Annotated in this window: 16 protein-coding genes and 1 riboswitch; of the genes, 6 read left to right on the plus strand and 10 right to left on the minus strand. The window is 65.6% G+C overall.

Going from position 1 to position 20,074, the window contains the following annotated elements:
* Positions 1-300: 300 nt before the first annotated feature.
* Entirely contained in the window at positions 301-3,150 is a 2,850-nt protein-coding gene (locus tag FAZ97_RS05315; RefSeq protein WP_158757511.1) for an ATP-dependent Clp protease ATP-binding subunit, read from the plus strand.
* A gap of 72 nt (positions 3,151-3,222) precedes the next feature.
* On the opposite strand, the gene FAZ97_RS05320 is transcribed toward FAZ97_RS05315, so the two are convergent.
* The gene (locus FAZ97_RS05320) at positions 3,223-5,514 is read right to left on the minus strand and encodes an ATP-dependent DNA helicase (RefSeq protein ID WP_158757512.1); all 2,292 of its coding nucleotides are present in this window, start codon (positions 5,512-5,514) and stop codon (positions 3,223-3,225) included.
* Positions 5,511-7,244: a VRR-NUC domain-containing protein gene (locus FAZ97_RS05325; protein WP_199272110.1), complete on the minus strand. Its 1,734-nt coding sequence runs from the start codon at positions 7,242-7,244 to the stop codon at positions 5,511-5,513. Before FAZ97_RS05325 ends, FAZ97_RS05320 begins: the two co-directional genes overlap by 4 nt.
* Before the next feature lie 120 nt (positions 7,245-7,364).
* On the opposite strand from FAZ97_RS05325, the gene FAZ97_RS05330 reads away from it, so the two are divergent.
* Positions 7,365-7,934, plus strand: a complete 570-nt coding sequence (locus FAZ97_RS05330; protein WP_199272079.1) for a hypothetical protein — start codon at positions 7,365-7,367, stop codon at positions 7,932-7,934.
* 119 nt (positions 7,935-8,053) lie between these two features.
* Here FAZ97_RS05330 and FAZ97_RS05335 read toward each other — a convergent pair whose 3' ends face one another.
* Positions 8,054-9,367, minus strand: a complete 1,314-nt coding sequence (locus FAZ97_RS05335; RefSeq protein WP_158757515.1) for a DUF3443 domain-containing protein — start codon at positions 9,365-9,367, stop codon at positions 8,054-8,056.
* Positions 9,364-9,837 carry a DUF2844 domain-containing protein gene (locus FAZ97_RS05340; protein ID WP_158757516.1) on the minus strand — a complete coding sequence of 158 codons (474 nt, stop codon included), beginning with the start codon at positions 9,835-9,837 and terminating at the stop codon, positions 9,364-9,366. Before FAZ97_RS05340 ends, FAZ97_RS05335 begins: the two co-directional genes overlap by 4 nt.
* Before the next feature lie 389 nt (positions 9,838-10,226).
* On the opposite strand from FAZ97_RS05340, the gene bamC reads away from it, so the two are divergent.
* Positions 10,227-11,468 (plus strand): outer membrane protein assembly factor BamC, encoded by a 1,242-nt coding sequence (gene bamC / locus FAZ97_RS05345; RefSeq protein ID WP_158757517.1) that lies wholly within the window; start codon positions 10,227-10,229, stop codon positions 11,466-11,468.
* Positions 11,469-11,568: 100 nt separating this feature from the next.
* Here the strand turns inward: bamC and FAZ97_RS05350 are convergent, their stop codons facing one another.
* The 5 genes from FAZ97_RS05350 to FAZ97_RS05370 form a co-directional block, all read right to left on the minus strand.
* Positions 11,569-13,167 carry an L-lactate permease gene (locus FAZ97_RS05350; protein ID WP_158757518.1) on the minus strand — a complete coding sequence of 533 codons (1,599 nt, stop codon included), beginning with the start codon at positions 13,165-13,167 and terminating at the stop codon, positions 11,569-11,571.
* A 238-nt stretch (positions 13,168-13,405) separates the two neighbouring features.
* Positions 13,406-13,786, minus strand: coding sequence for a hypothetical protein (locus FAZ97_RS05355; RefSeq protein ID WP_158757519.1), 381 nt, complete (start codon positions 13,784-13,786; stop codon positions 13,406-13,408).
* 342 nt (positions 13,787-14,128) lie between these two features.
* The gene (locus FAZ97_RS05360) at positions 14,129-14,350 is read right to left on the minus strand and encodes a glycine zipper 2TM domain-containing protein (protein ID WP_158757520.1); all 222 of its coding nucleotides are present in this window, start codon (positions 14,348-14,350) and stop codon (positions 14,129-14,131) included.
* 192 nt (positions 14,351-14,542) lie between these two features.
* Positions 14,543-16,474, minus strand: a complete 1,932-nt coding sequence (gene thiC / locus FAZ97_RS05365) for a phosphomethylpyrimidine synthase ThiC (protein WP_158757521.1) — start codon at positions 16,472-16,474, stop codon at positions 14,543-14,545.
* A 97-nt stretch (positions 16,475-16,571) separates the two neighbouring features.
* Positions 16,572-16,701, minus strand: a riboswitch (TPP riboswitch).
* An 87-nt stretch (positions 16,702-16,788) separates the two neighbouring features.
* A complete protein-coding gene (locus tag FAZ97_RS05370) occupies positions 16,789-17,196 on the minus strand; it encodes a GreA/GreB family elongation factor (RefSeq protein ID WP_158757522.1) in 408 nt (135 codons plus the stop codon).
* Between the two features lie 763 nt (positions 17,197-17,959).
* Between FAZ97_RS05370 and FAZ97_RS05375 the strand changes: the two genes are divergently transcribed.
* Positions 17,960-18,853 (plus strand): EamA family transporter, encoded by an 894-nt coding sequence (locus FAZ97_RS05375; protein WP_407671802.1) that lies wholly within the window; start codon positions 17,960-17,962, stop codon positions 18,851-18,853.
* Positions 18,854-18,974: 121 nt separating this feature from the next.
* Here FAZ97_RS05375 and FAZ97_RS05380 read toward each other — a convergent pair whose 3' ends face one another.
* On the minus strand, positions 18,975-19,112 hold the full coding sequence (locus FAZ97_RS05380) for an entericidin A/B family lipoprotein (RefSeq protein ID WP_042264962.1): 138 nt from the start codon (positions 19,110-19,112) through the stop codon (positions 18,975-18,977).
* Positions 19,113-19,294: 182 nt separating this feature from the next.
* Between FAZ97_RS05380 and FAZ97_RS05385 the strand changes: the two genes are divergently transcribed.
* Together FAZ97_RS05385 and FAZ97_RS05390 are read left to right on the plus strand one after the other, a co-directional pair.
* Complete coding sequence (locus FAZ97_RS05385; protein ID WP_158757523.1) at positions 19,295-19,456, plus strand: DUF1328 family protein; 162 nt, start codon at positions 19,295-19,297, stop codon at positions 19,454-19,456.
* Positions 19,457-19,522: 66 nt separating this feature from the next.
* Positions 19,523-20,065, plus strand: coding sequence for a ferritin-like domain-containing protein (locus FAZ97_RS05390; RefSeq protein ID WP_233271638.1), 543 nt, complete (start codon positions 19,523-19,525; stop codon positions 20,063-20,065).
* The last annotated feature ends 9 nt before the right edge of the window (positions 20,066-20,074 follow it).

Here is a 20,074-nt window from a genome sequence, read left to right on the forward strand (position 1 = left end):
GCCCAGAGCGGCACATGTTCGACGCGTTGGCAATCGTTTCCTGCCACAATCATTCGCACCTGTGTCGGGCGGCAGACTCACGTGACGCACGCAAAGCGCGCATCTCATTCCGTCCGCAAGGTCATCGTCAGCCACAGCACTGCGCCGCAAATGTGTTGCTGCGCGTGCTCGCCGATTTGTCGCTTTCCTGGTGCAACCGCTGCGTGAGCGGCCGCGTTGCACTGAATCACGCCACGAGGTTTTCGCAGGGTTTTGCGAACCTCAGCGGTGCGATTCCGATCCTCCGGAGACAAGCCGACCATGCCCACTCTTTGCGAAATCTGTAATGCCCGGCCCGCAGTCGCGCGCGTGACTGTCGTGCAAAACGGGCAGCGCAAGTCCATGTCGATCTGCGACTACGACTACCGCCAACTGATGCGACACCAAAGCATGCTCAACCCGTTCGACTCGCTGCTGGGCGGCAGCGGCCTGTCACGCTTTTTCGGCGGACAAGGCGGCGAGGACGAACATGACGACGAGCACGATCTCGCCGCCGAGGTGCCACGCGAATCCGTGGATGCGACCGATGCATTCAGCGAGCAGACGCTCGAAATCCTGCAGCGCGCCGCGGAGAAAGCCCACGAGTTGCAACGTAATGAACTCGACACCGAACATCTGCTGTACGTGCTCGCCGAGACCGATGTTTGCGCAGCACTCCTGAAGGAGTTGAAGCTCTCGCCGCAAGACATCATTAGCTATATCGATCAGCACGCGCAAAAGGGCACGGCTTCGCCCGACGCGCCCATCGACAAGATGACGATTTCGCCGCGCCTGAAAAAAGCGTTTCAGTTCGCGTTTCAGGCCTCGCGCGATCTCGGTCATTCGTATGTCGGCCCCGAGCATCTGCTGATCGGTCTCGCTGCGGTGCCCGACAGCATTGCGGGCACGCTGCTCAAGAAATACGGCGTCACGCCCGAGGCGCTGCGTCAGAAGGTCGTGAAGGTGGTGGGCAAGGGCGCGGAGGATGGCCGCGTGGATGCGCCCACGGGCACGCCCACGCTCGACAAGTTCGGCCGCGACCTCACGGCCATGGCGCGGCAGGGCAAGCTCGATCCGGTGCTGGGCCGCGCGCAGGAAATCGAGAACACCATCGAGGTGCTCGCGCGGCGCAAGAAGAACAACCCGGTGCTGATCGGCGAGCCGGGCGTCGGCAAGACCGCCATCGTGGAAGGGCTCGCGCAGCGCATCGTCAACGGCGACGTGCCCGAGGTGCTGCGCGGCAAGCGGCTCGTGGAAGTGAACATCAATTCGATGGTCGCGGGCGCGAAGTACCGCGGCGAATTCGAGGAACGCGCGAAGCAACTGATCGATGAAGTCACCGCCAAGCACGACGAGCTGATTCTCTTCATCGACGAATTGCACACGATCGTCGGCGCGGGGCAGGGTGGCGGAGAAGGCGGGCTCGACATTGCGAATGTGTTGAAGCCAGCGCTCGCGCGCGGCGAGCTGAGCTTGATCGGTGCGACGACGCTTAACGAGTATCAGAAGTACATCGAGAAAGACGCAGCGCTCGAACGGCGCTTTCAGCCGGTACTCGTGCCGGAGCCGACGGTCGAGCAAACCATCGTGATCCTGCGCGGCCTGCGCGACAAACTCGAAGCGCACCACCAGGTGACGTTCGCCGACGACGCGTTCGTGGCCGCCGCCGAATTGTCGGATCGCTACATCACGTCGCGCTTTTTGCCGGACAAGGCGATCGATCTGATCGATCAGGCGGCGGCACGCGTGCGCATTGGCGCGACCTCGCGGCCCGCTGATATGCAGGAACTCGAAGCGGAGATCGCGCAGCTCAAGCGCGAGCAGGATTACGCGGCGTCGCGCAAGCGCTTCGACGAAGCGAAGGGGTTCGAGGAGCGCATCAACGAAAAGCAGGCGAAGCTCGAGGAGCTGACCGAAGCGTGGCAGCGCAAGACGGGTTCGGAAACGCTTGAAGTCACGGTGGCGTCGATTGCCGAGGTCGTGTCGCGGCTCACCGGCATTCCGGTTGCGGACCTCACTCAGGAAGAGCGCCAGAAGCTGCTCAAGATGGAAGAAACACTGCGCGAACGCGTGGTCGGTCAGGAAGACGCCGTGGTCGCGGTGAGCGACGCCGTACGCCTCTCGCGCGCGGGCCTGGGTCAGTCGAACCGCCCGATCGCGACCTTCCTGTTCCTCGGGCCGACTGGCGTGGGCAAGACCGAGCTTGCGAAGGCGCTTGCGGAAACCGTGTTCGGCGACGAGCAGGCCATCATCCGCATCGACATGAGCGAATACATGGAGCGTCATGCGGTGGCGCGGCTCATCGGCGCGCCGCCCGGCTACGTGGGCTACGACGAGGGCGGTCAGCTCACCGAGCGCGTGCGGCGGCGTCCGTACAGCGTGATTCTGCTCGACGAGATCGAGAAGGCGCACGCCGACGTCTATAACGTGCTGCTGCAGGTGTTCGACGACGGGCGCTTGACGGACGGCAAAGGCCGCGTGGTCGACTTCAGCAACACGATCCTGATCGCCACGAGCAACCTCGGCGCGTCGATCATCATGGACAATCTCGAGCGCCCCGAAAAGTCGCGCCTCGACGACAAGACGATCCGCGCGGAACTCATGAAGGTGCTCAAGGGCCATTTCCGGCCCGAGTTCCTCAATCGCATCGACGAGATCATCGTGTTCCATGCGCTCTCGCGCGACAACATCCGCGCGATCGTGCAGATCCAGCTCGAACGCGTCATGCGCACGGCGGCTGGGCAGGGCATCACGTTGATCATGGGGCAGACGCTCATCGATCACCTCGTCGAGGCGGGCTATCAGCCGGAGTTCGGCGCGCGCGAACTCAAGCGGCAGATTCGCCAGGAAGTGGAAACGCGCCTGGCCAAGGAGATACTCGGCGACGCGCTGCAATCGGGCGACACCGTCGAGATCGGCTATGACAAGACCAATGAGGAAGTCACGATCAGCAAGATCGCCGTGCCGCCCGACGTAAAGGAGAACAAGGCCGCGAAGAAGGCGAAGCAAGCGGCGTCGCCGCCCGTTGATGAAGTCGCGAACGAAATGGCCGCCGACGACATGGAAGGCGATCCGCCACCGCCGCCGCCGAAGAAGAGCGGCAAGGGTGGGGGAAAGGCGAAGCCCGCCTGATCGTATGAAAAACCACTGGCGCACCAAAAGGTGCGCCAGTTCTCTATGTGAAAAAACGATCAGTAATCCAGATCAACTGGAGGCGATACGCCACCACGCGGGCAACAACGCACGCACCCCGGGCTGCGCGAAGCGGTCGTCCAGCAGGTGCACGACGCCGCGATCGTGTTCGGTGCGGATCACGCGGCCAGCGGCTTGCACGACCTTGCGCAAGCCCGGGATCAGGTACGTGTAGTCGAAGCCATCGCCGTAAAGCGTATCCATGCGCGCGCGCATCGCCTCGTTCAGGGCGTTCACCTGGGGCATGCCGAGCGTGGCGATGAAGGTGCCGATGAGGCGCGTGCCCGGCAGATCGATGCCTTCGCCGAACGCGCCCCCCAGCACCGCGAAGCCAATGCCACAGCCGCCTTCCATGAAGCGCGCGACGAAGGCCTGTTGGCCCGCTTCGTCCATGGTGCGCGACTGCAGCCACACGTCCACCTCAGGGCGGCGAGCCACGAACACGTCGGCGGCTTGCTGCAGATACTCATAGCTGCTGAAGAAACAAAGATAGTTGCCGGGGCGCTCGGCATATTGAGCCGACACGCGCGCAACCAGCGCTTCGAGCGAGCGTGCGCGGTCCTTGAAACGCGTCGAGATGTGGCGGGCGATGTGTACGTCGAGCTGGTCCGCGCGAAACGGCGTATCGATGTCGATGCTCACCGTGTTGGCGGGCAGGCCGAGCATGTCGTTGTAGTAATGCGTGGGCGAGAGCGTCGCGGAAAAGAGCGTCATGCTGTGCGCGGTGGCGATGCGCGCGCGCAAGGCGTCCGCCGGCACGATGTTGCGGATCGCGATGGTCGAACGCGGGCGGCGAGCGCTCTGCTGCACAAGGGGCGTGACGTCGAAGAGCGAATGGGTATCGAAGCGCTCGGCAACGCGCGTGAAATGCAGGGCGTCGAAATAGAAGCGCTCGAGTTCGGGGTCGCGTACGAGCGCGGGTTCGGCGAGTTGGTCGCCAATTGCGCCGATCACTTCGCCGAGAGCCGCGACGAGGCCTTCGGGCAAGGTGTCGCTCGCGCGCCAGGCGCCGGGTTGTATGGCGTTTTGCGCATTCCAGTGCTTCTGCAGGCGCGCGAGCGCGCGCTTGAGCGGCCCGCTCGAGGCGAGGCGCACGGTGTCGATGCGCGTTTGCACGAGTTCCGCCGAGTACATCGCGCGAGCGCGCTCGGGCAGGTTGTGCGCCTCGTCCACGAGCACGCTCGTGCGCCACTGGTTGTGCGCGGCGAGCATGAACAGCATGGCGCTCGCGTCGAACCAGTAGTTATAGTCGCCGACGATCACGTCGCTCCAGCGCGCCAGTTCCTGGCCAAGGTAGTAAGGGCAGACGACGTGCTCGCTCGCCACTTCGCGCAGTGCTGCGCGATCGAGCCGCAGGCGTTCGAGCGCCGCCGCGCGCGCGGCCGGCAGGCGGTCGTAGAAGCCGCGCGCGAGCACGCAGGATTCGCCGTGACAGGCCGCTTCGGGGTGTTCGCAAGCCTTGTCGCGCGCAACGAGTTCGAGCACTCGCAACGGCATGGTCGTTCGTTGGGTATCGGCGGTGGTAACGTCTTGCGCGCGTGTCAGCGTGGCGAGCGCATCGAGCGCCAACTGGCGGCCTGAGCTTTTCGCGCTCAGAAATACGACCTTGTCGATGGCCGCGCGTGGGCAAGCCTTCAACTGCGGAAAGAGCGTGCCGATGGTCTTGCCGATGCCGGTGGGCGCTTGCGCGAGCAGACAGCGCCCCTGCGTCGCCGCGCGCCAGACGGCTTCGGCGAGATCGCGCTGGCCGGCGCGAAATTGCGGGTGCGGCAAGCGCAGGGCGGCGAGCGCGGCATCGCGCGCGGTGCGGTGCGCGCTTTCCTGCTCGGCCCATGCGACGAAGCGGCGGCATTGCGTTTCGAACGCGGCGCGCAGTTCCGACGCGCTCGCCTGCTCGACGAGCGCTGTCTCGCGGCCCGAACCGATGTCGTAGTACACCAGGGCGAGTTCGAGCGCATCGAGCCCGAGCGTGTCGCACAGCAGTGCGCCGTAGACGCGCAACTGTGCCCAGTGAAGCGCGCGCTGATTTTCGCGCATCGCTTCGAGGTCGCCGCGATAGGTCTTGAATTCTTCGAGCCTGCGCCGCGCGGGATCGTAGCCGTCCGCGCGGCCGCGCACGGTGAGCGATTCGAACGTGCCGGAAAGCGCGATCTCGGTCTCGTAGCCGGGCGGCCGTCGGGCGGCGATGGCCGCGTGGCCGGCGCGGCCATCGCTTGCGTCGGGCGAGGGCGTGAAGCGCAGGTCGAGATCGCCGCGCTTGGCGGTGAACTCGCACAGCGTGCGTACGGCGACGGTGTAGCTCATGGCGCGCGCAACGCCCGTGCGGCGCTTTCGCCGGCCTCATCGTCCACATTGGGCCAGCGCACCTGCAACACGGAAACCGGCATGCCCTGCTGCACGCAATAGGCAAGCCAGCGACGCTGGTTGTCCTGCAGGCGGTCACCGGGGCCTTTCACCTCGATCAGTTCGTAGCGCCGCTCGTGCGGCCAGAAGCGCACGAGATCGGGCAGGCCCGAACGGTTGGCAACGGGTTCGCGCAGCAGCCGCTCGAACCACAAGCGCAGATGCGCGGCGGGAAAGCAGTCGAGCGCGAGCGCGAGCAGTTCGTCGCTGAGTGCGGGCCACGCGACGAAGGGCGACTGGATACCGGTCTTTTGCGTATAGCGCCGCAGGATCGAGTCGCGGTACGCGTGCGTTTCGAGTTCGGCGAGGCATGCTTCGAAGTGCGAAGCACGCCGTGCGACGAAGTCGGCAGCGTGCAGGTCGGCGGGGCCGCGCTGAAACGGATGGAAGAACGCGCCGGGCAGCGGCGCGAACAGCGCGGGCCAGCAGAGCAGACCGAAGAGGGCGTTGATCAGCGTGTTCTCGACGTAAAACACCGGCGCCTGCGGCGTGGCGAGCGAGAGGCGCGCGGCTTCCTCGACGCGTAGCGCCCCGGGCGCGGCCGGCAGCGCGAGTTCGAGCTGCGCGAAGCCCGGCTCGGCGCTCGTTTTCGATTTCGCCCGGGTGCGCGCGAGACGCCCGAGCGTGCGCGCCGCGCGCTGCGCTTCTTCTTCGTTATCAGGCGCATCGGCAATGATCTGCGCGAGCGCGAGCGCTTCCTCGCGGCGGCTCAGCTGTTCGAGCACGCGCACGCGGCGGTAGCGCGATTCGGCATGCCCGCAGTCCAGATACGCGCGCCACGCGAGTTCGGCCTCGCCCGCGCGCTCCGCGGCGAGCCCGGTGGCGTGACGCAGCTTGTCGTGGCGAGCGCGCAGCCACGCGTTGGCCTGCGTGCGCGGGGCCAGCGCGTCGAGTGCATCGAGTGTCGTGGCGATGGCAGCGGCGGCGTCGAAGTCCAGGGCCCGGGCGGCGCTGTCGAAGCCGTCGCGGCAATCGCGCAGCGCGAGATACGTGTCGATGTCCTCGCGTCGCTGGAATGCCCGCGAGGCGCGATCGAAGGGCACGCTTTCGTAGCGATAGACGCCCAGGTCGGCAAGCACGAACTCCGACCAGTCCTGGCGCAGGTTGCCGAAGAACATGAGGCGCAGGCGCTCGCAGAGCGGGGCGCTCGCGAACAGCAGCACGGTGTCGGGGGAGGCCGGAAACCACGCATGCCAGCCGCGCGGCTCGGGTGCGGCGGCGTAGTGCGCCTCGAGCGCTTCGAGCGAGGCCGCGCGCGTGGCGCGCGGTTCCAGCGCGACACCGAGGCGCGCGGCGAGCGCCTGGAGTTCGGCTTTCGTGACGAGCGCGGCAAGCGCGTCGAGATCGAGCGCGGGCGCGGCGTCGAGCCAACCCGCTGCAACGAGCGGGGCCGCCGCGGCGCGTGGGCAGCCGATTTCGTCGTACGCGAGACGGCTTGCGCGAAAATGGGGACCCTTACGCATCAGCATGCGCACGAAGAGCGCGCGCGACGCCTCTGGCATGCGCGCGAAATCGTCGGCGAAGCGGCGCTCGGCGTCGTCGAACAGATCGGCGCAGCGCGCGGCAAGCCACGCCAGCGCGCGCTCGAAGTTCGCGAGGTAGTAAAACGGATCGGGAGAGTCGGGAAGCACGCGCGGCACTGTACGGATATACAGCAGCGATGATAGCAGGGTCGCGCGCGGGGGCGAGCGTCGTAAGGGATTCCCCGCCCTGTACGCTACAATTGCCGCAGCCTGAAAAACGGATGAGCAATGAACAAACGTAACGCATGCCTCGTCGGCCTCGCGGCCGCCGTCACCCTGCTCGCGGGATGCGCGGCGCAGTACCGCAACACCAGCACCTGCGAAGAGGAGATGCGTAACCGCCTTGCCGAGACGACGCTCGGCGACCTGAAGGTCACGCATAGCGCGACGACGTACCGTGGCGCGCGCGTGGTGATCGAAGGGCAGCTCGAGAACGGCGCGGCGTCGGGCGCTGCGGCTGCGTCCGCGCCATCCGCGGCGTCTGCATCGGCCGCGGCGTCCGCTGCCGCGCAGAGCGCCCAGGAGGCGCCGACCATCACGGCGCCGTCCGTGCAGGCGGGGGCATTGCCCGGCACGATTTCGGTGCCCACGGCGCCCGTCGCCCAGGACAGCGCTGCAGGGGGCAAGCCGACCACGCCGGTCGCCGTGCTGGCCGCGAAACTCGGCATCAAGAAGGCCCGCGTGACGCAAACGGCAGCGGAGTGCACCTTCAACGAGTCTGGCCTCGCGACGTTCCGCTGGCTCGCGCCGGCGCCGCTCGCGAAGACTACGCCCGACCCGAACGCGGCGGACGACTAAGGGGAACGACTAAGGCGAACTTCCGCCGTTCGTTGTACCGTTTTCCGGTTCGCGCAATCTGCGCGCATGAAGGCCTCGTAAGAGGCCTTCGTCGTTTGTACGGCGGTTTGCCAGCGCGCTCAGAACGCGAAGAACGGCCCGTTGCCGGCTGGCGTGGTCTGCGAGGCGATCGCCGTGAATACGCGCCGCCCGAAGAAGAACGGCAGCCCCCAGCCGAACGCGCTGGCGTTGTAGCCGGCCAGATTGCTGAACGCCCAGTTGCCGGTGGCGAGGAGCGTGGTCGAACTTGTGACGGAGAAGCTCACCGAAGCGCCTACGCCGTCTATGCCGGCTATCGTGGCGTCGAAGTTTGCGGGCGAGCTCGGGCAATACCAGAAGCCGCAGCGCGTCATGGTCGAGCTGTTGAAGTAGAGCGCATTCGAGCCCGTGTCGAGATAGCTCAGCGAATAGACGGTGCCGTCCGATGTCGTCGTCTTCACATAGCCGGTGCCCGAATTCGCACGCAGCACGCTCGCGCTGCCGAGCGCGTTGTTCGCCTGCGAGCCGATGCCGAAGATCATCGACCCGCTCACCGCGGACGCGCCGCTGTCCGCCACGGCCGGCAGATCGATGACCACGCCGTTGTTGTCGGTGGCAAAACCCGCCACCGGGTTGCTGACCTGCTGCGCGAGCGGTTGCGCGCTTGCCGTGCAGCCGCTTGCCGGGCACGCGTAGTACCACGGCGTGACTGCCGCATTCACGCAGGACGCGCCGCAATCGGCGCTGAACGGACCCACGCCGAGGATGCCGTTCGAGCGCAGCGTGGCGGCGCTGTTCATCGCAAGGCCGCTGCCGGTGCAGCCGGCGGGTGCGGAGGCCGGCACGGCCGGGTCGGCGATCAACTGGATCGGCAGCGCGGCGGCCACTTCGCCCGCGAGCTTCACGTCGGCGCTGCGCACCGCTCCCCACGTATAGCCCGTGCCGAACACGGCGCATTCACCCGCGATGTCGGCGCTTGCACCGGCTGGGACGGCGGGCAGCGCGAAGCCGGCCGGCAGCGCGGAAGCCAGCAGGCGCAGACCCTGCGAGCCCGTATCGACCTGCACGTTGTCCACGCTCGCACAGTTCGTGGTGCCCGGCACGCAGACCGTGACGCTCGCCATCAGCATGTTGCGCGTCGAGGTAGGCGTCGGGCCGACCGTGACGGCCACGACGTTGGGCGTGGTCGATTGCGGTACCGTGCCGCTCGAGCTGGTAGTCGACGGTGTGCTCACGGGGCTCGCCGCGCTTGCGGAGACCGGGGCGCTGGCGGGTGTGCCGGCGCCTGTGCTCGCAGAGGAGGTCGCGCTGCTTCCTCCGCCGCCACAAGCCGTCAGCAAAGTGCAAAGCACGAAAAGCGCGACGCGGCGTCCTATGCCGGGCGCGTGCGGTTGGCGCTGCGTACGGGTCTTCATTGCAGGTCCCCAACGCTCACGCCCGCGGGCAGCGCGGCGGGCAGCCATGTGCGTCCCGCGTAGGCGCGCATATGGCCGGCCGTCTCGACCACGACCTGCGCGCCCTCTACGCGCGTGCCGTGCAGGCCGTCGCGGCCAGCGGCGTGAAGCGCTGCGGCGGCGCTTCGCCAGTCGACCGCGTAGCGGCCCAGCAGCGTCTCCACGTTGGGCTGAGCCGGACCCAGCCACGTGTACGCGAACACCGTGCCGGTGGCGCTCCCCACGTATTCGTTGATGGTCGTGCCGCCGTCGTCGACATAGCTGACGACGCGGCCCGCGCCGCCGCCGACAACGCGCTGCGCGGCGCCGGCCGGCACCGTTGCGGTGTCGCCGAGCGCGGCGCGAGCCGGCGCGGCGGCGAAGCCCAGGCAACTGAGCGCGCAGGCGAAGGCCGCGGCGCGGGCCGCCTGGATGAGGCTGCAAGTTTTCATGACGCTCTCCGGTCCTGCTTTTTATGAATCTCTTTTTTTGAGATTTCGCTGTGAAATTAGCACCGGGTTCGTTCTCGCAAGCGTCCCGGACTGGCAGAGCGGCGCGGCGCAAGAAAGCGTCTTGACGTGGACTGGAGTTAGGGCATTGATCCAAAAGGGAATTAGTGGTGATTCAGCAGATTCGCGGTGCCGAATCGAATGTGGATGAATGTTACGAAGAGGCCGATCTGCGGCGTCGCGGATCCGCTCTGGCGGGCGTCGCTGCCGCTGAAGCTGAACCGCGATTGCGTGCCACCCCGTCGTTTTTGCACAGCGGGCCGCCGGACCGGTAAAATGTTTGGTTGATCCACGGAAACTGGCCGTGGCGTAGCCGAAGGGATTACCCGAACATGAGTGATTTTCATCAACGTCTTGCCGCACGCGCGCTTGCGCTTCTGATGGCGGGCGGGCTGGTCGCCGGCTGCAGCTCGCCGACGCCAGGCAAGATCGATTACCGTAGTGACGCCAAGGCGAAGCAGTCATCGCTCGCTGTGCCGCCGAACATGCTCGACGAAGCGTCCGACCAGCGCTCGCTCGCGCCGCAGGGCGGCGAAACCTCGCTGTCCGCGCTCAAGGAGACCCAGGCCGCGGCGCCGCCGTCCGATCAGAGCCAGGTGGTCCCGCAAGTGCCGGGCATGCATATCCAACGTGACGGCACGGAAAGCTGGCTCGTCATCGACAGCCGCACGCCCGACCAGGTCTGGGCGCAGGTGCGCCGCTTCTGGCAGGAACAGGGCTTCCTGCTCGTGGTCGACCAGCGCGACAAGGGCGTGATGGAAACGGACTGGAACGAAACCCATCCGAAGATCAGCGACGGCCTGATCCGCAACACGCTCTCGTGGGCCACGGGGAACTCGTACGTGACCGCCGAGCGCAACAAGTACCGCACGCGCCTTGAAACGTCGCCCACCGGCGGCACCTATGTGTTCATCAGCCAGAAGGGTCTGAGCGAACAGCTCTCGGGCACCAATAACGACACCAGCAAGTGGGTGCCGAAGCCCAATGACCCGGCGCTCGAAGCCGAGTACCTCAAGCGCCTCATGATGACGCTCGCGAACGCGAAGCCGGGCGTGCCCGACGCGCAGGTCGCAGCCGAAGCCGACGCCAAGGCCAACAGCAAGAGCACCGACGCGAAGTCGAAGGGTCCGGACGCCGCAGCGGCCGCCACGGCTGCGCAGAACGTCGCAGCCGTCGGCCAGCAATCGGGCAGCGGTTCGACTTCGGGCGCACAAGGCACTTCGGGTCAGTACACCTCGACCGAACTCACGCTCGGCGAGCCGTATGACCGCGCCTGGGTGCGCGTGGGCATCGCGCTCGATCGCGCCAACTTCACGGTGGACGACCGCGATCGCACGAAGGGCGTGTACTACGTGCGCTACGTCGATCCGAAGGATCTGAGTTCGGACGAACAGGGCTTCTGGAACCAGATCTTCCACGGCCGCAAGGAAAAGGTCGCGAAGCAGTACAAGCTCAACGTGCGTGCCGTGACGGACAACCAGACGCGCATTGCTATCGTTGACGACAACGGCCAGATCGACTCGTCGCGCCCCGCGCAGGAGATCATGAGCCTCGTGGTCGGCGAACTGCACTAAGCCCAGCGCCTGGGCCAGCCGCCGCTGGCTTGAGTGGCAAAAGAAAAACCCGCCTGCGCTTTGCCGCGCAGGCGGGTTTTTTCATGCAGGGCACTTCGGCTCAGTGCGGAATCATCCAGGTGAATACGTTCTGCTGCAGCCAAACAAGGATGCCGAGCAGCACCGTCAACAGGATCGAGTGCTTGAAGGTCTTCGCGAAGACATGGCCTTCCTTGCCTTTGAGGTCCGTGGTGGCGACGCCTGTCGAGATGTTTTGCGGCGAGATCATCTTGCCCATGACGCCGCCCGACGAGTTGGTCGCCGCCATCAGGATCGGATTGAGGTTGAGTTGTTTCGCGGCCACCACCTGCAGGTTGCCGAACAGCGCGTTGCCCGAGGTGTCGCTGCCTGAGAGGAACACCGCGACCCAGCCGAGGAAGGCCGAAACGAGCGGGAAGAACGCGCCGACCGAAGCCACGCCAAGACCGAGCGTATAGGTGAGCCCCGAGTAGTTCATGAGGAACGCGAGCCCGACGATGGTCGCAACCGTCAGGATGGCGATGCGCGTCTGCACCCAGGTATCGACGATAGCGATGCCGAAATCGGCGGGCTTCAGGCGCACGACGAACGCGGTGATGATCGCCGAGACGAGAATCGCCGTGCCGGTGGCGAGCGGCTGGAAGTCCCAGATCGCGCCATAGGGCGTGTTGTAGAGCGTGATGTACACGGCCTTGTCGAGGCCCGGCCACGGCACTTTCACGTCGCCGATCGTGAAGATCTTCGCGACGGTCCAGATGATCACCACGGCCGCGACGATGATCCACGGATACCAGCCCTGCGCGCCCGTCACGGTGCCGCGCGTTTCCTTCGCGCGATCGACCTTGATGGCGAAGCGCGGATCGGGTGCGGGCTTCCACACGCGCAGGAACAGGATGGTGAGGATCAGCGAGACGAGCGAGGAGAGCACGTCGGTGAGGCTGTAGTTGATGAAGTTAGAGGTGACGAACTGCGTAATGGCGAAGCTGCCGCCCGAAACGAGCAGCACCGGCCAGATGCGTAGCATGCCGCCCACGCCCGCATAGATCGCGATCACATAGAACGGCAGCAGTAACGCGAAGAACGGCAACTGGCGCCCGACCATCTGGCCGAGCAGATCGGCGGGCAGGTGCGTGACCGCGCCGAGCACGGTGATCGGCACGCCGAGCGCGCCGAACGCCACAGGCGCCGTATTGAAGATGAGCGTGAAGGTCAGGGCTTCCAGCGTGGGGAAGCCGAGCATGATAAGCAGCGAACTCGTAATGGCGACGGGCGTGCCGAAGCCGGAAATCCCTTCGAACAGCGCGCCGAACGAGAAGCCGACCACGACGAGCACGATGCGCCGGTCGTTGGGCAGATTGTCGAGCAGCCACATGCGAAACGCCGCGAAGCGGCCTGAGCGCAGCGCGATGTTGTAGAGCAGGATCGCCGTGACGACGATCCACATCACCGGCCACAGCGCGAACACCACGCCCGCGAGCACCGAGCTGATCGCGAGATTGACCGGGAATTGCCAGCCGGCGATCGCGACGATCAGACCGACCACGAGTCCTGCGAGCGAGGCTTGCCAGGCGGGGCGCCGTGCCCAACCGAGCAGGGCCAGCACGGTGATAATGGGCAGCACAGCGATGAGAAACGAAAATAGCAGCGAATTGCCGATCGGGGTCAACAGCTGGTGGAACATCACGTCTCCTTTTTGCTGGTTCGTTATCGGCGCAGCAATGCGGCAGCGTGCGCCGGGGCGCGTCGTCGGCTGTGGAGTGCCCGGCCAGGCGGCCGAGTTAAGGCGGTGCTTCAATCCCCTCTAGCCCACTTGGAGGATAGATAACGAAACGGTCGCGTCAAGGAGGGAAAGTACGGTCCGGCACCGTTTTGCGGCGCATCGCGCCTCGCATCGCGCGGCACAGTTTCGCGCGTGAGTCTCAGTGATGCCAGTGTCCGCCGCCGCCGCTCCAGTAGCCGAAGCCGAACGAGACGGCGGGCGCGCCCCAGCCGTAGCCGTACGCGGGGTACGGGTAATACGCCGGGTACGCGGCGGGATAAGCCGGATAGGCGGGCCACGCGGGCACGGCGATCGCAACAGGCTGCGTGGAATAGAGCGGACCGGGGTACTGTGCGTCAGGCACGGCGGCGGGCGCCGGGTTCGGCGCGGTTTGCGCGACTGCCGTTTCCTGCTGTGTGGCGGCTACGGGCACGGTGCCATAGTAGTAGGGCGGATAGCCGTAGGGGGCGTAGTAGTAGCAACCGGAAAGCGCGGGAAGCGTGGTCGCGGCGGCGATCACAAGCACGGACGGACGTTTCATGGCGGGCTCCGCGAGTGGCGAACGGCCGCGCAGGATTGTCGCCTTCTGGCTCGGACCGTTTGATCGTTCGAGCTTACGCCGTACATGGGTGTTTTGCGTTGCGGCTCGTTAACGGAATGTTTCAAGCGAATGTTCCACGTCGCGCCGTGCAAGCGTTGATGCCTGACCCAAGCAAACGCGGCGCAGCCCGTGAGGGTCTGCGCCGCGCATCCTTCCCTGATGCACGCCTTGAATGGCGTGTTGCCTGTCGTGTCGTTACTGTTGCGTGCCGTCGCATCGATCGTGAGGCTAGAGGCGTAGCCACATCGTCGATTCGTCCGGCCTTGGTGCTTGCCTTAGTGCTTACTTGCCAACCTGATTGCCGATCACGCCGCCGACCGCCGCGCCGCCCACGGTGGAGAGCGCATTGCCGCCAATCGCCGCGCCGGCCACGCCACCCACACCCGCGCCGATTACCGTATCGCGGTCGCGTCTCGACATGTCGTCGCACGCGGAAAGACTGCCCAGCACGGCGACGAGCGCCGTCACCGTAAGCAGAGTGCCTGCATGTTTGAGCGTTTTCATTTTTCGACTCCCTACGCATAGTGCGTTCGAGCGAGGTGCGACTTGCGCTTCGCGCGCACGACGCACCTCCAATACCCTCATCCTAGGCAGGCGACCCGTATCTGGGTGTGTGCGCTTGTCAGAGAGTTGTGGGAGTCGTTAGAAAATGTATCGGCGGGCCGGATATGGGCCCGCCTGGGACAAGGTGAACGCTTACTGGCGCTGATAAATCTCCGCGCCTTGCTTGATGAACTCCACCGCCTTCACTTCCATGCCCTTTTTCAGGGCTTCATCGTCGCTCACGCCTTGCTTCGCGGCGAAGTCGCGCACGTCCTGGGTGATCTTCATCGAGCAGAAGTGCGGGCCGCACATCGAGCAGAAGTGCGCGACCTTGGCCGAGTCCTTCGGCAGCGTTTCGTCGTGGAACTCGCGCGCCTTGTCCGGATCGAGACCGAGGTTGAACTGGTCTTCCCAGCGGAACTCGAAACGCGCCTTCGAGAGCGCGTTGTCGCGTACCTGCGCGCCCGGATGACCCTTCGCGAGGTCGGCCGCATGTGCCGCGAGCTTGTACGTGATGATGCCTTCCTTCACGTCGTCCTTGTTCGGCAAGCCCAGGTGTTCCTTCGGCGTGACGTAGCAGAGCATGGCCGTGCCGAACCAGCCGATCATCGCGGCGCCGATGCCCGAAGTGATGTGGTCGTAGCCCGGCGCGATATCGGTGGTGAGCGGCCCGAGCGTGTAGAAGGGCGCCTCGTCGCACCAGTCGAGCTGGAGATCCATGTTCTCCTTGATGAGTTGCATCGGCACGTGGCCCGGGCCTTCGATCATCACCTGCACGTCGTGCTTCCACGCGATCTGCGTGAGTTCGCCGAGCGTCTTCAGTTCGCCGAGCTGCGCTTCGTCGTTGGCGTCGTAGATCGAGCCGGGACGCAGGCCGTCGCCGAGCGAGAAGCTCACGTCGTATTCCTTCATGATTTCGCAGATCTCTTCGAAATGCTCATAAATGAAGGACTCCTTGTGATGCGCGAGGCACCACTTGGCCATGATCGACCCGCCGCGCGAGACGATGCCCGTCATGCGGTTCGCCGTGAGCGGCACGTATTGCAGACGCACGCCCGCGTGGATCGTGAAGTAGTCCACGCCTTGCTCGGCCTGTTCGATGAGCGTGTCGCGGAACATTTCCCACGTGAGGTCTTCGGCTTTGCCGTTGACCTTCTCGAGCGCCTGGTAAATCGGCACCGTGCCGATCGGCACGGGCGAATTGCGGATGATCCACTCGCGCGTTTCGTGGATGTGCTTGCCGGTCGACAGATCCATGACCGTGTCGCCGCCCCAGCGGATCGCCCACGTCATCTTGTCGACTTCCTCGCCGATCGACGACGTCACGGCCGAATTGCCGATGTTCGCGTTGATCTTCACGAGGAAGTTGCGGCCGATGACCATCGGCTCGCTTTCCGGGTGGTTGATGTTCGCGGGAATGATCGCGCGCCCGCGTGCGATTTCGTCACGCACGAACTCGGGCGTAATCGCCTGCAAGGCATTCGCGCCGAAGGCCGCTGCGCCGAACGCCTGGCCCGGATGCTGGCGACCCATCATCGCGGCGAGCTTCGCGCCGTTCGGGCCGCTGGCCTTGAGGCTCTCCAGATACTCGGCGCGGCGCTGGTTCTCGCGAATCGCGATGTACTCCATTTCCGGCGTGATGATGCCCTGACGCGCGTAGTGCATCTGCGTGACGTTCTTGCCGGCCTTCGCGCGGCGCGGCGTGCGGTGCAGGCCTGGGAAGCGCAGTTCGGCCGTCGCGGGATCGGCGGCGCGCTCGCGGCCGTATTGGGAGGAGAGGCCCGGCAGCGCTTCGGTGTCGCCGCGCTTTTCGATCCAGCTTTGACGCAGCGCGGGCAGGCCCGCGCGAATGTCGATCTTCGCTTCCGGGTCGGTGTACGGACCCGACGTGTCGTAGACGTAGATCGGCGGATTCTTCTCGCCGCCGAAGCCCGTGGGCGTATCCGCCTGCATGATCTCGCGCATCGGCACGCGGATATCGGGCTGCGAGCCGGTCACGTAGATCTTGCGGGAATTGGGCAGCGGCGCGATCGCGGCTTCGTCGACGTGCGCGTTGGCGGAAATGAACTTCGGATTCGCGTTCATGCGTCTCTCTCTCCATGAAAGTGGGAACAGCGGCTTAGCAGGAGACGAGACGGAACGTGGACGGACTTCGCTGTGATGGATGAGGCGTTGAGCGATGTGGCGAAGTCCGGACGCTTCCCTGCGCTGGCATTATCCAGATCAGGTTCAAAGGGTATTTCTCACCCGCGAAATACGCTGCACGACTTTCGTTCGATGCGGCGCATGACGCAGGACCCCCGCGTAAGCAAGGCCAAACGATACACCGCGCTGCGACGATCTGGCAAGTGCCTTTGCGCGCAAGATGTGCCACGCGCGTTGTGTCGCTTGCGCGGAACTTACAGCGTGAAATGCTTCGAAGCTTCGGGCTGAAACAGGATGCGTTCGATCTTCAGCGTTTGTACCGCGCCGCCCGGCGTCGTGAAGCGCACGGCGGTGCCGCGCTTCGCACCGAGCAGCGCCAGACCGGCTGGCGAGAACACATTCAGGCGCCCGGCGTCGACGTTCGCCTCATGCGGGTAGACGACGGTGTACGTGAGGGCTTCGCCATTGCGCTCGTCCGCGAGCGTGACTTGCGAGTTCATCGTCACGACATTGGCGGCGACGTCGCGCGGCTCCACGATCACGGCGTGCTCGAGCAGTTCGTCGAGCATGGCCTGGCGGGCGGGAGCGGCACCGGGTTCGGCGGCGCACTTCTCGAGGCGGGCGACATCGAGTTCGGTGAGGTAGCGGATTTTCTTCGACATGACGGTTCTCCTTACGATCCAGATAAAAGTCGAGCTAAGGGCGAGGGCTGGCGGGCGCAATGGCGCAATGGGGCGCGGGCCGCAGCGGGGCGCAACGGATCGGCCCGGAGCCCGACCGAACGGCTCCGATGAGTTGGGGAGGCAGGTTCAGTGCAGGCGCCGGGCGGCGCAGAGCGGGGCCGACAGGGGGGGCAGGGTGCGCGGGCGGATGGACAGAGGCCGCGCCGCCGTTCGCTCGCGGCCAGCTTGCGCGCACGCCGGCGCGCCGCGCAAACTGCGCGGCGGCAAAACGGGGATGGGGCGCGAAACAAGCGAAAGCATGGCGAACGGGTTGTCTGATATTGAAAGTTAAACGAAAGATTTGGTCATCCTAGCACGATCTCACTAACGCGGCGCGTTGCCGTCGCGGCACATCGATAGGGTGCGCGATCGGCCGTTCCGGCTCGCGGTTCGCGCTGTGACGCGAACGCAACGACACACTGCGCATAAAGCCTCCTGAAAGCATCCGCGACGACCGGCGTTGTTGCATAATGCGGTTCGCCCGTCCCGGGTGTCCTTCGTACTCCGTCCTTTTCGCGTTCTTGCGCATCTGCACCATGCCGTCGAGCTTTACCCGTCCCGCCGCCTTGCCGCCGGGGCGCCCGCGGTCCTGCCCTTCACGTGCCGCGGCAAAATGACGATGCCTCCCCGTTTGCCTTCCCGCGTGAACCCCCAATCCTTCATCGCAATCGTCCCGCAGGCCGCGGCCGCGCTATGGCGTTGCGTGCGCGGCGTGCGGCTGCCGCAATCGCGCGCCGGGCGCGTCGCGCTCTCGCTCGCGGTCGTCTACTTCGTCTGGGGCTCGACCTATCTCGGCGTGAAGGTCGCGCTCGATTCGTTCCCGCCGCTCCTGCTTTCCGGCTTGCGCAATCTGCTCGCCGGGATCGGCTTGTTCGTCTTTGCCATGCGCCGTCGGCCCGTCATGCCCACGCTCCTTGAAGTGCGCAACGCGGGCGTCGTGGGCACGCTGCTCGTGGGCCTGTCGAGCGGCATGCTCGCCTACGGCATGCGCACCGTGGGCACCGGCACGGCGGCCGTCATGGTCGCAACGGTCCCGCTCTTTGCCACCGTGATCTCCGCGGTTACCGGGCGGCGCGTGGCGAAGGCCGAGTGGGCCGCGGTCGCGCTCGGCCTCGTCGGGATTGCGATCCTGAGTCATGGCGGCGGTGCTTCGGGTTCGGCGGGCGGCAGCCTCGCGATTCTGTGCGGCGCGCTCTTCTGGGCGATCGGCGCGCATCTGGCGGGCAAGCTCAGGTTGCCTACCGATCTCTTTATCGCGACGGCGCTGCAAATCGGCCTCGGCGGCGCCATTTCGACCTCGGTCGCCTGGATTAGCGGTGAACGCATGGGCGAGTTGCACGTTCTGCCGCTCGTGGCGTTCTTCTACCTGCTTTTCATCGGCACGATGGCGGCCTATGTCGCGTACGGCTATCTGATCCGCCATACCAGCCCGCTCGTGGCGAGCAGTTGCATGTACGTCAATCCCGTTGTTGCCGTTGCGCTCGGCGCACTGCTGCTCGGCGAGCCGGTCACGAGCGGCACCGTTGTCGCGACCGTGCTGATCCTCGGCAGCGTGGGTTTGTCGTTCCTCTTCGACGACCGTCGCCGCACGTCCTGAGTCCAGCCTCTGCTCGCGACGCGCCTCAGGTTGTCGCGCCGCATTTGCGCGAGCGGCCGCCGCGCCTGTGAGGTGCGCGGCGGCCGCATCTTTATCGCTCACCGATCGTTGCCGGACACGATTACTTCGCCTTTTCCGCGGAGTTCGTGAGGGCGTGGCCGCCTGCGGAAACGTCCTCGCCGGCACCCGCCATCGTGTTGCAGGCCGAGAGCGCTGCCAGCGAAGCGGTAACGAGAAAGAGGGCAATCAGGCGTTTCATGAGGAAGTCCTCCACGGTGTCAAAGGAGACGACTGTCCAGCACGTCGCGTGCCCGGTCATTCGTGCCGCCCTGTGGCTCGATGGATGTCCGCGCGTACGCCCGCGTCAGGTCCGCTGCTTGCGCTAGTCCCGATGCAGGCGCGAGATAGCGCAGCACATCCGCCCACAAGGAGGACTACGCCATGCTTCACTACGCCATCGTGTTTTTCATCATCGCGATCATTGCCGCTGTGTTCGGTTTCACCGGCATCGCCGCGGGCGCGGCCGAGATCGCCAAGATCCTGTTCTACATCTTCCTCGTGGTCTTCGTGGTCACGCTATTGCTAGGCGTGATGCACGGATGACGCACGTAACGCAAAGCCCACTGCGCACAACCCCACTCATGCATGCCATGTTCGAAGGAGAGTCAGATGTCGAAGACACACGCTTCGTTTGAGTTCGACCTCAAACGCGTGCGAGATGAAGCGCGCCGCAATCTCGACCAGGGGTCGGTCACGCCGGACTATCCCGCGAATCGTCAGACTGTGATCAAGCTGCTCAACGATTCGCTCGCCACGGAGCTCGTGTGCGTGCTGCGCTACAAGCGGCACCACTTCATGGCGAAGGGTATCGAGTCCGAGTCGGTGGCGGCCGAGTTTCTTCAGCACGCGAACGAGGAGCAGCAGCACGCCGACATGCTCGCGGCGCGCATCGTGCAACTCGGCGGCGAGCCCGACTTTTCGCCGGGGACATTGGTCGAGCGCTCGCACTCGGAATACAAGGAAGGGGCCGACCTGAAGGACATGATCCGCGAGAATCTGATCGCGGAGCGCATCGCGATCGAAAGCTATCGCGCGATCATCAACTATCTCGGCCACGACGACACGACCACGCGGCGCATCTTCGAGCAAATCCTCGCGACAGAGGAAGAGCATGCCGACGACATGACCGACTTGCTGTACGCGCGCAAGTAGCGCTGCGGC

It is taken from the genome of Paraburkholderia acidiphila (assembly GCF_009789655.1).
Classification (GTDB): Bacteria; Pseudomonadota; Gammaproteobacteria; order Burkholderiales; family Burkholderiaceae; genus Paraburkholderia; species Paraburkholderia acidiphila.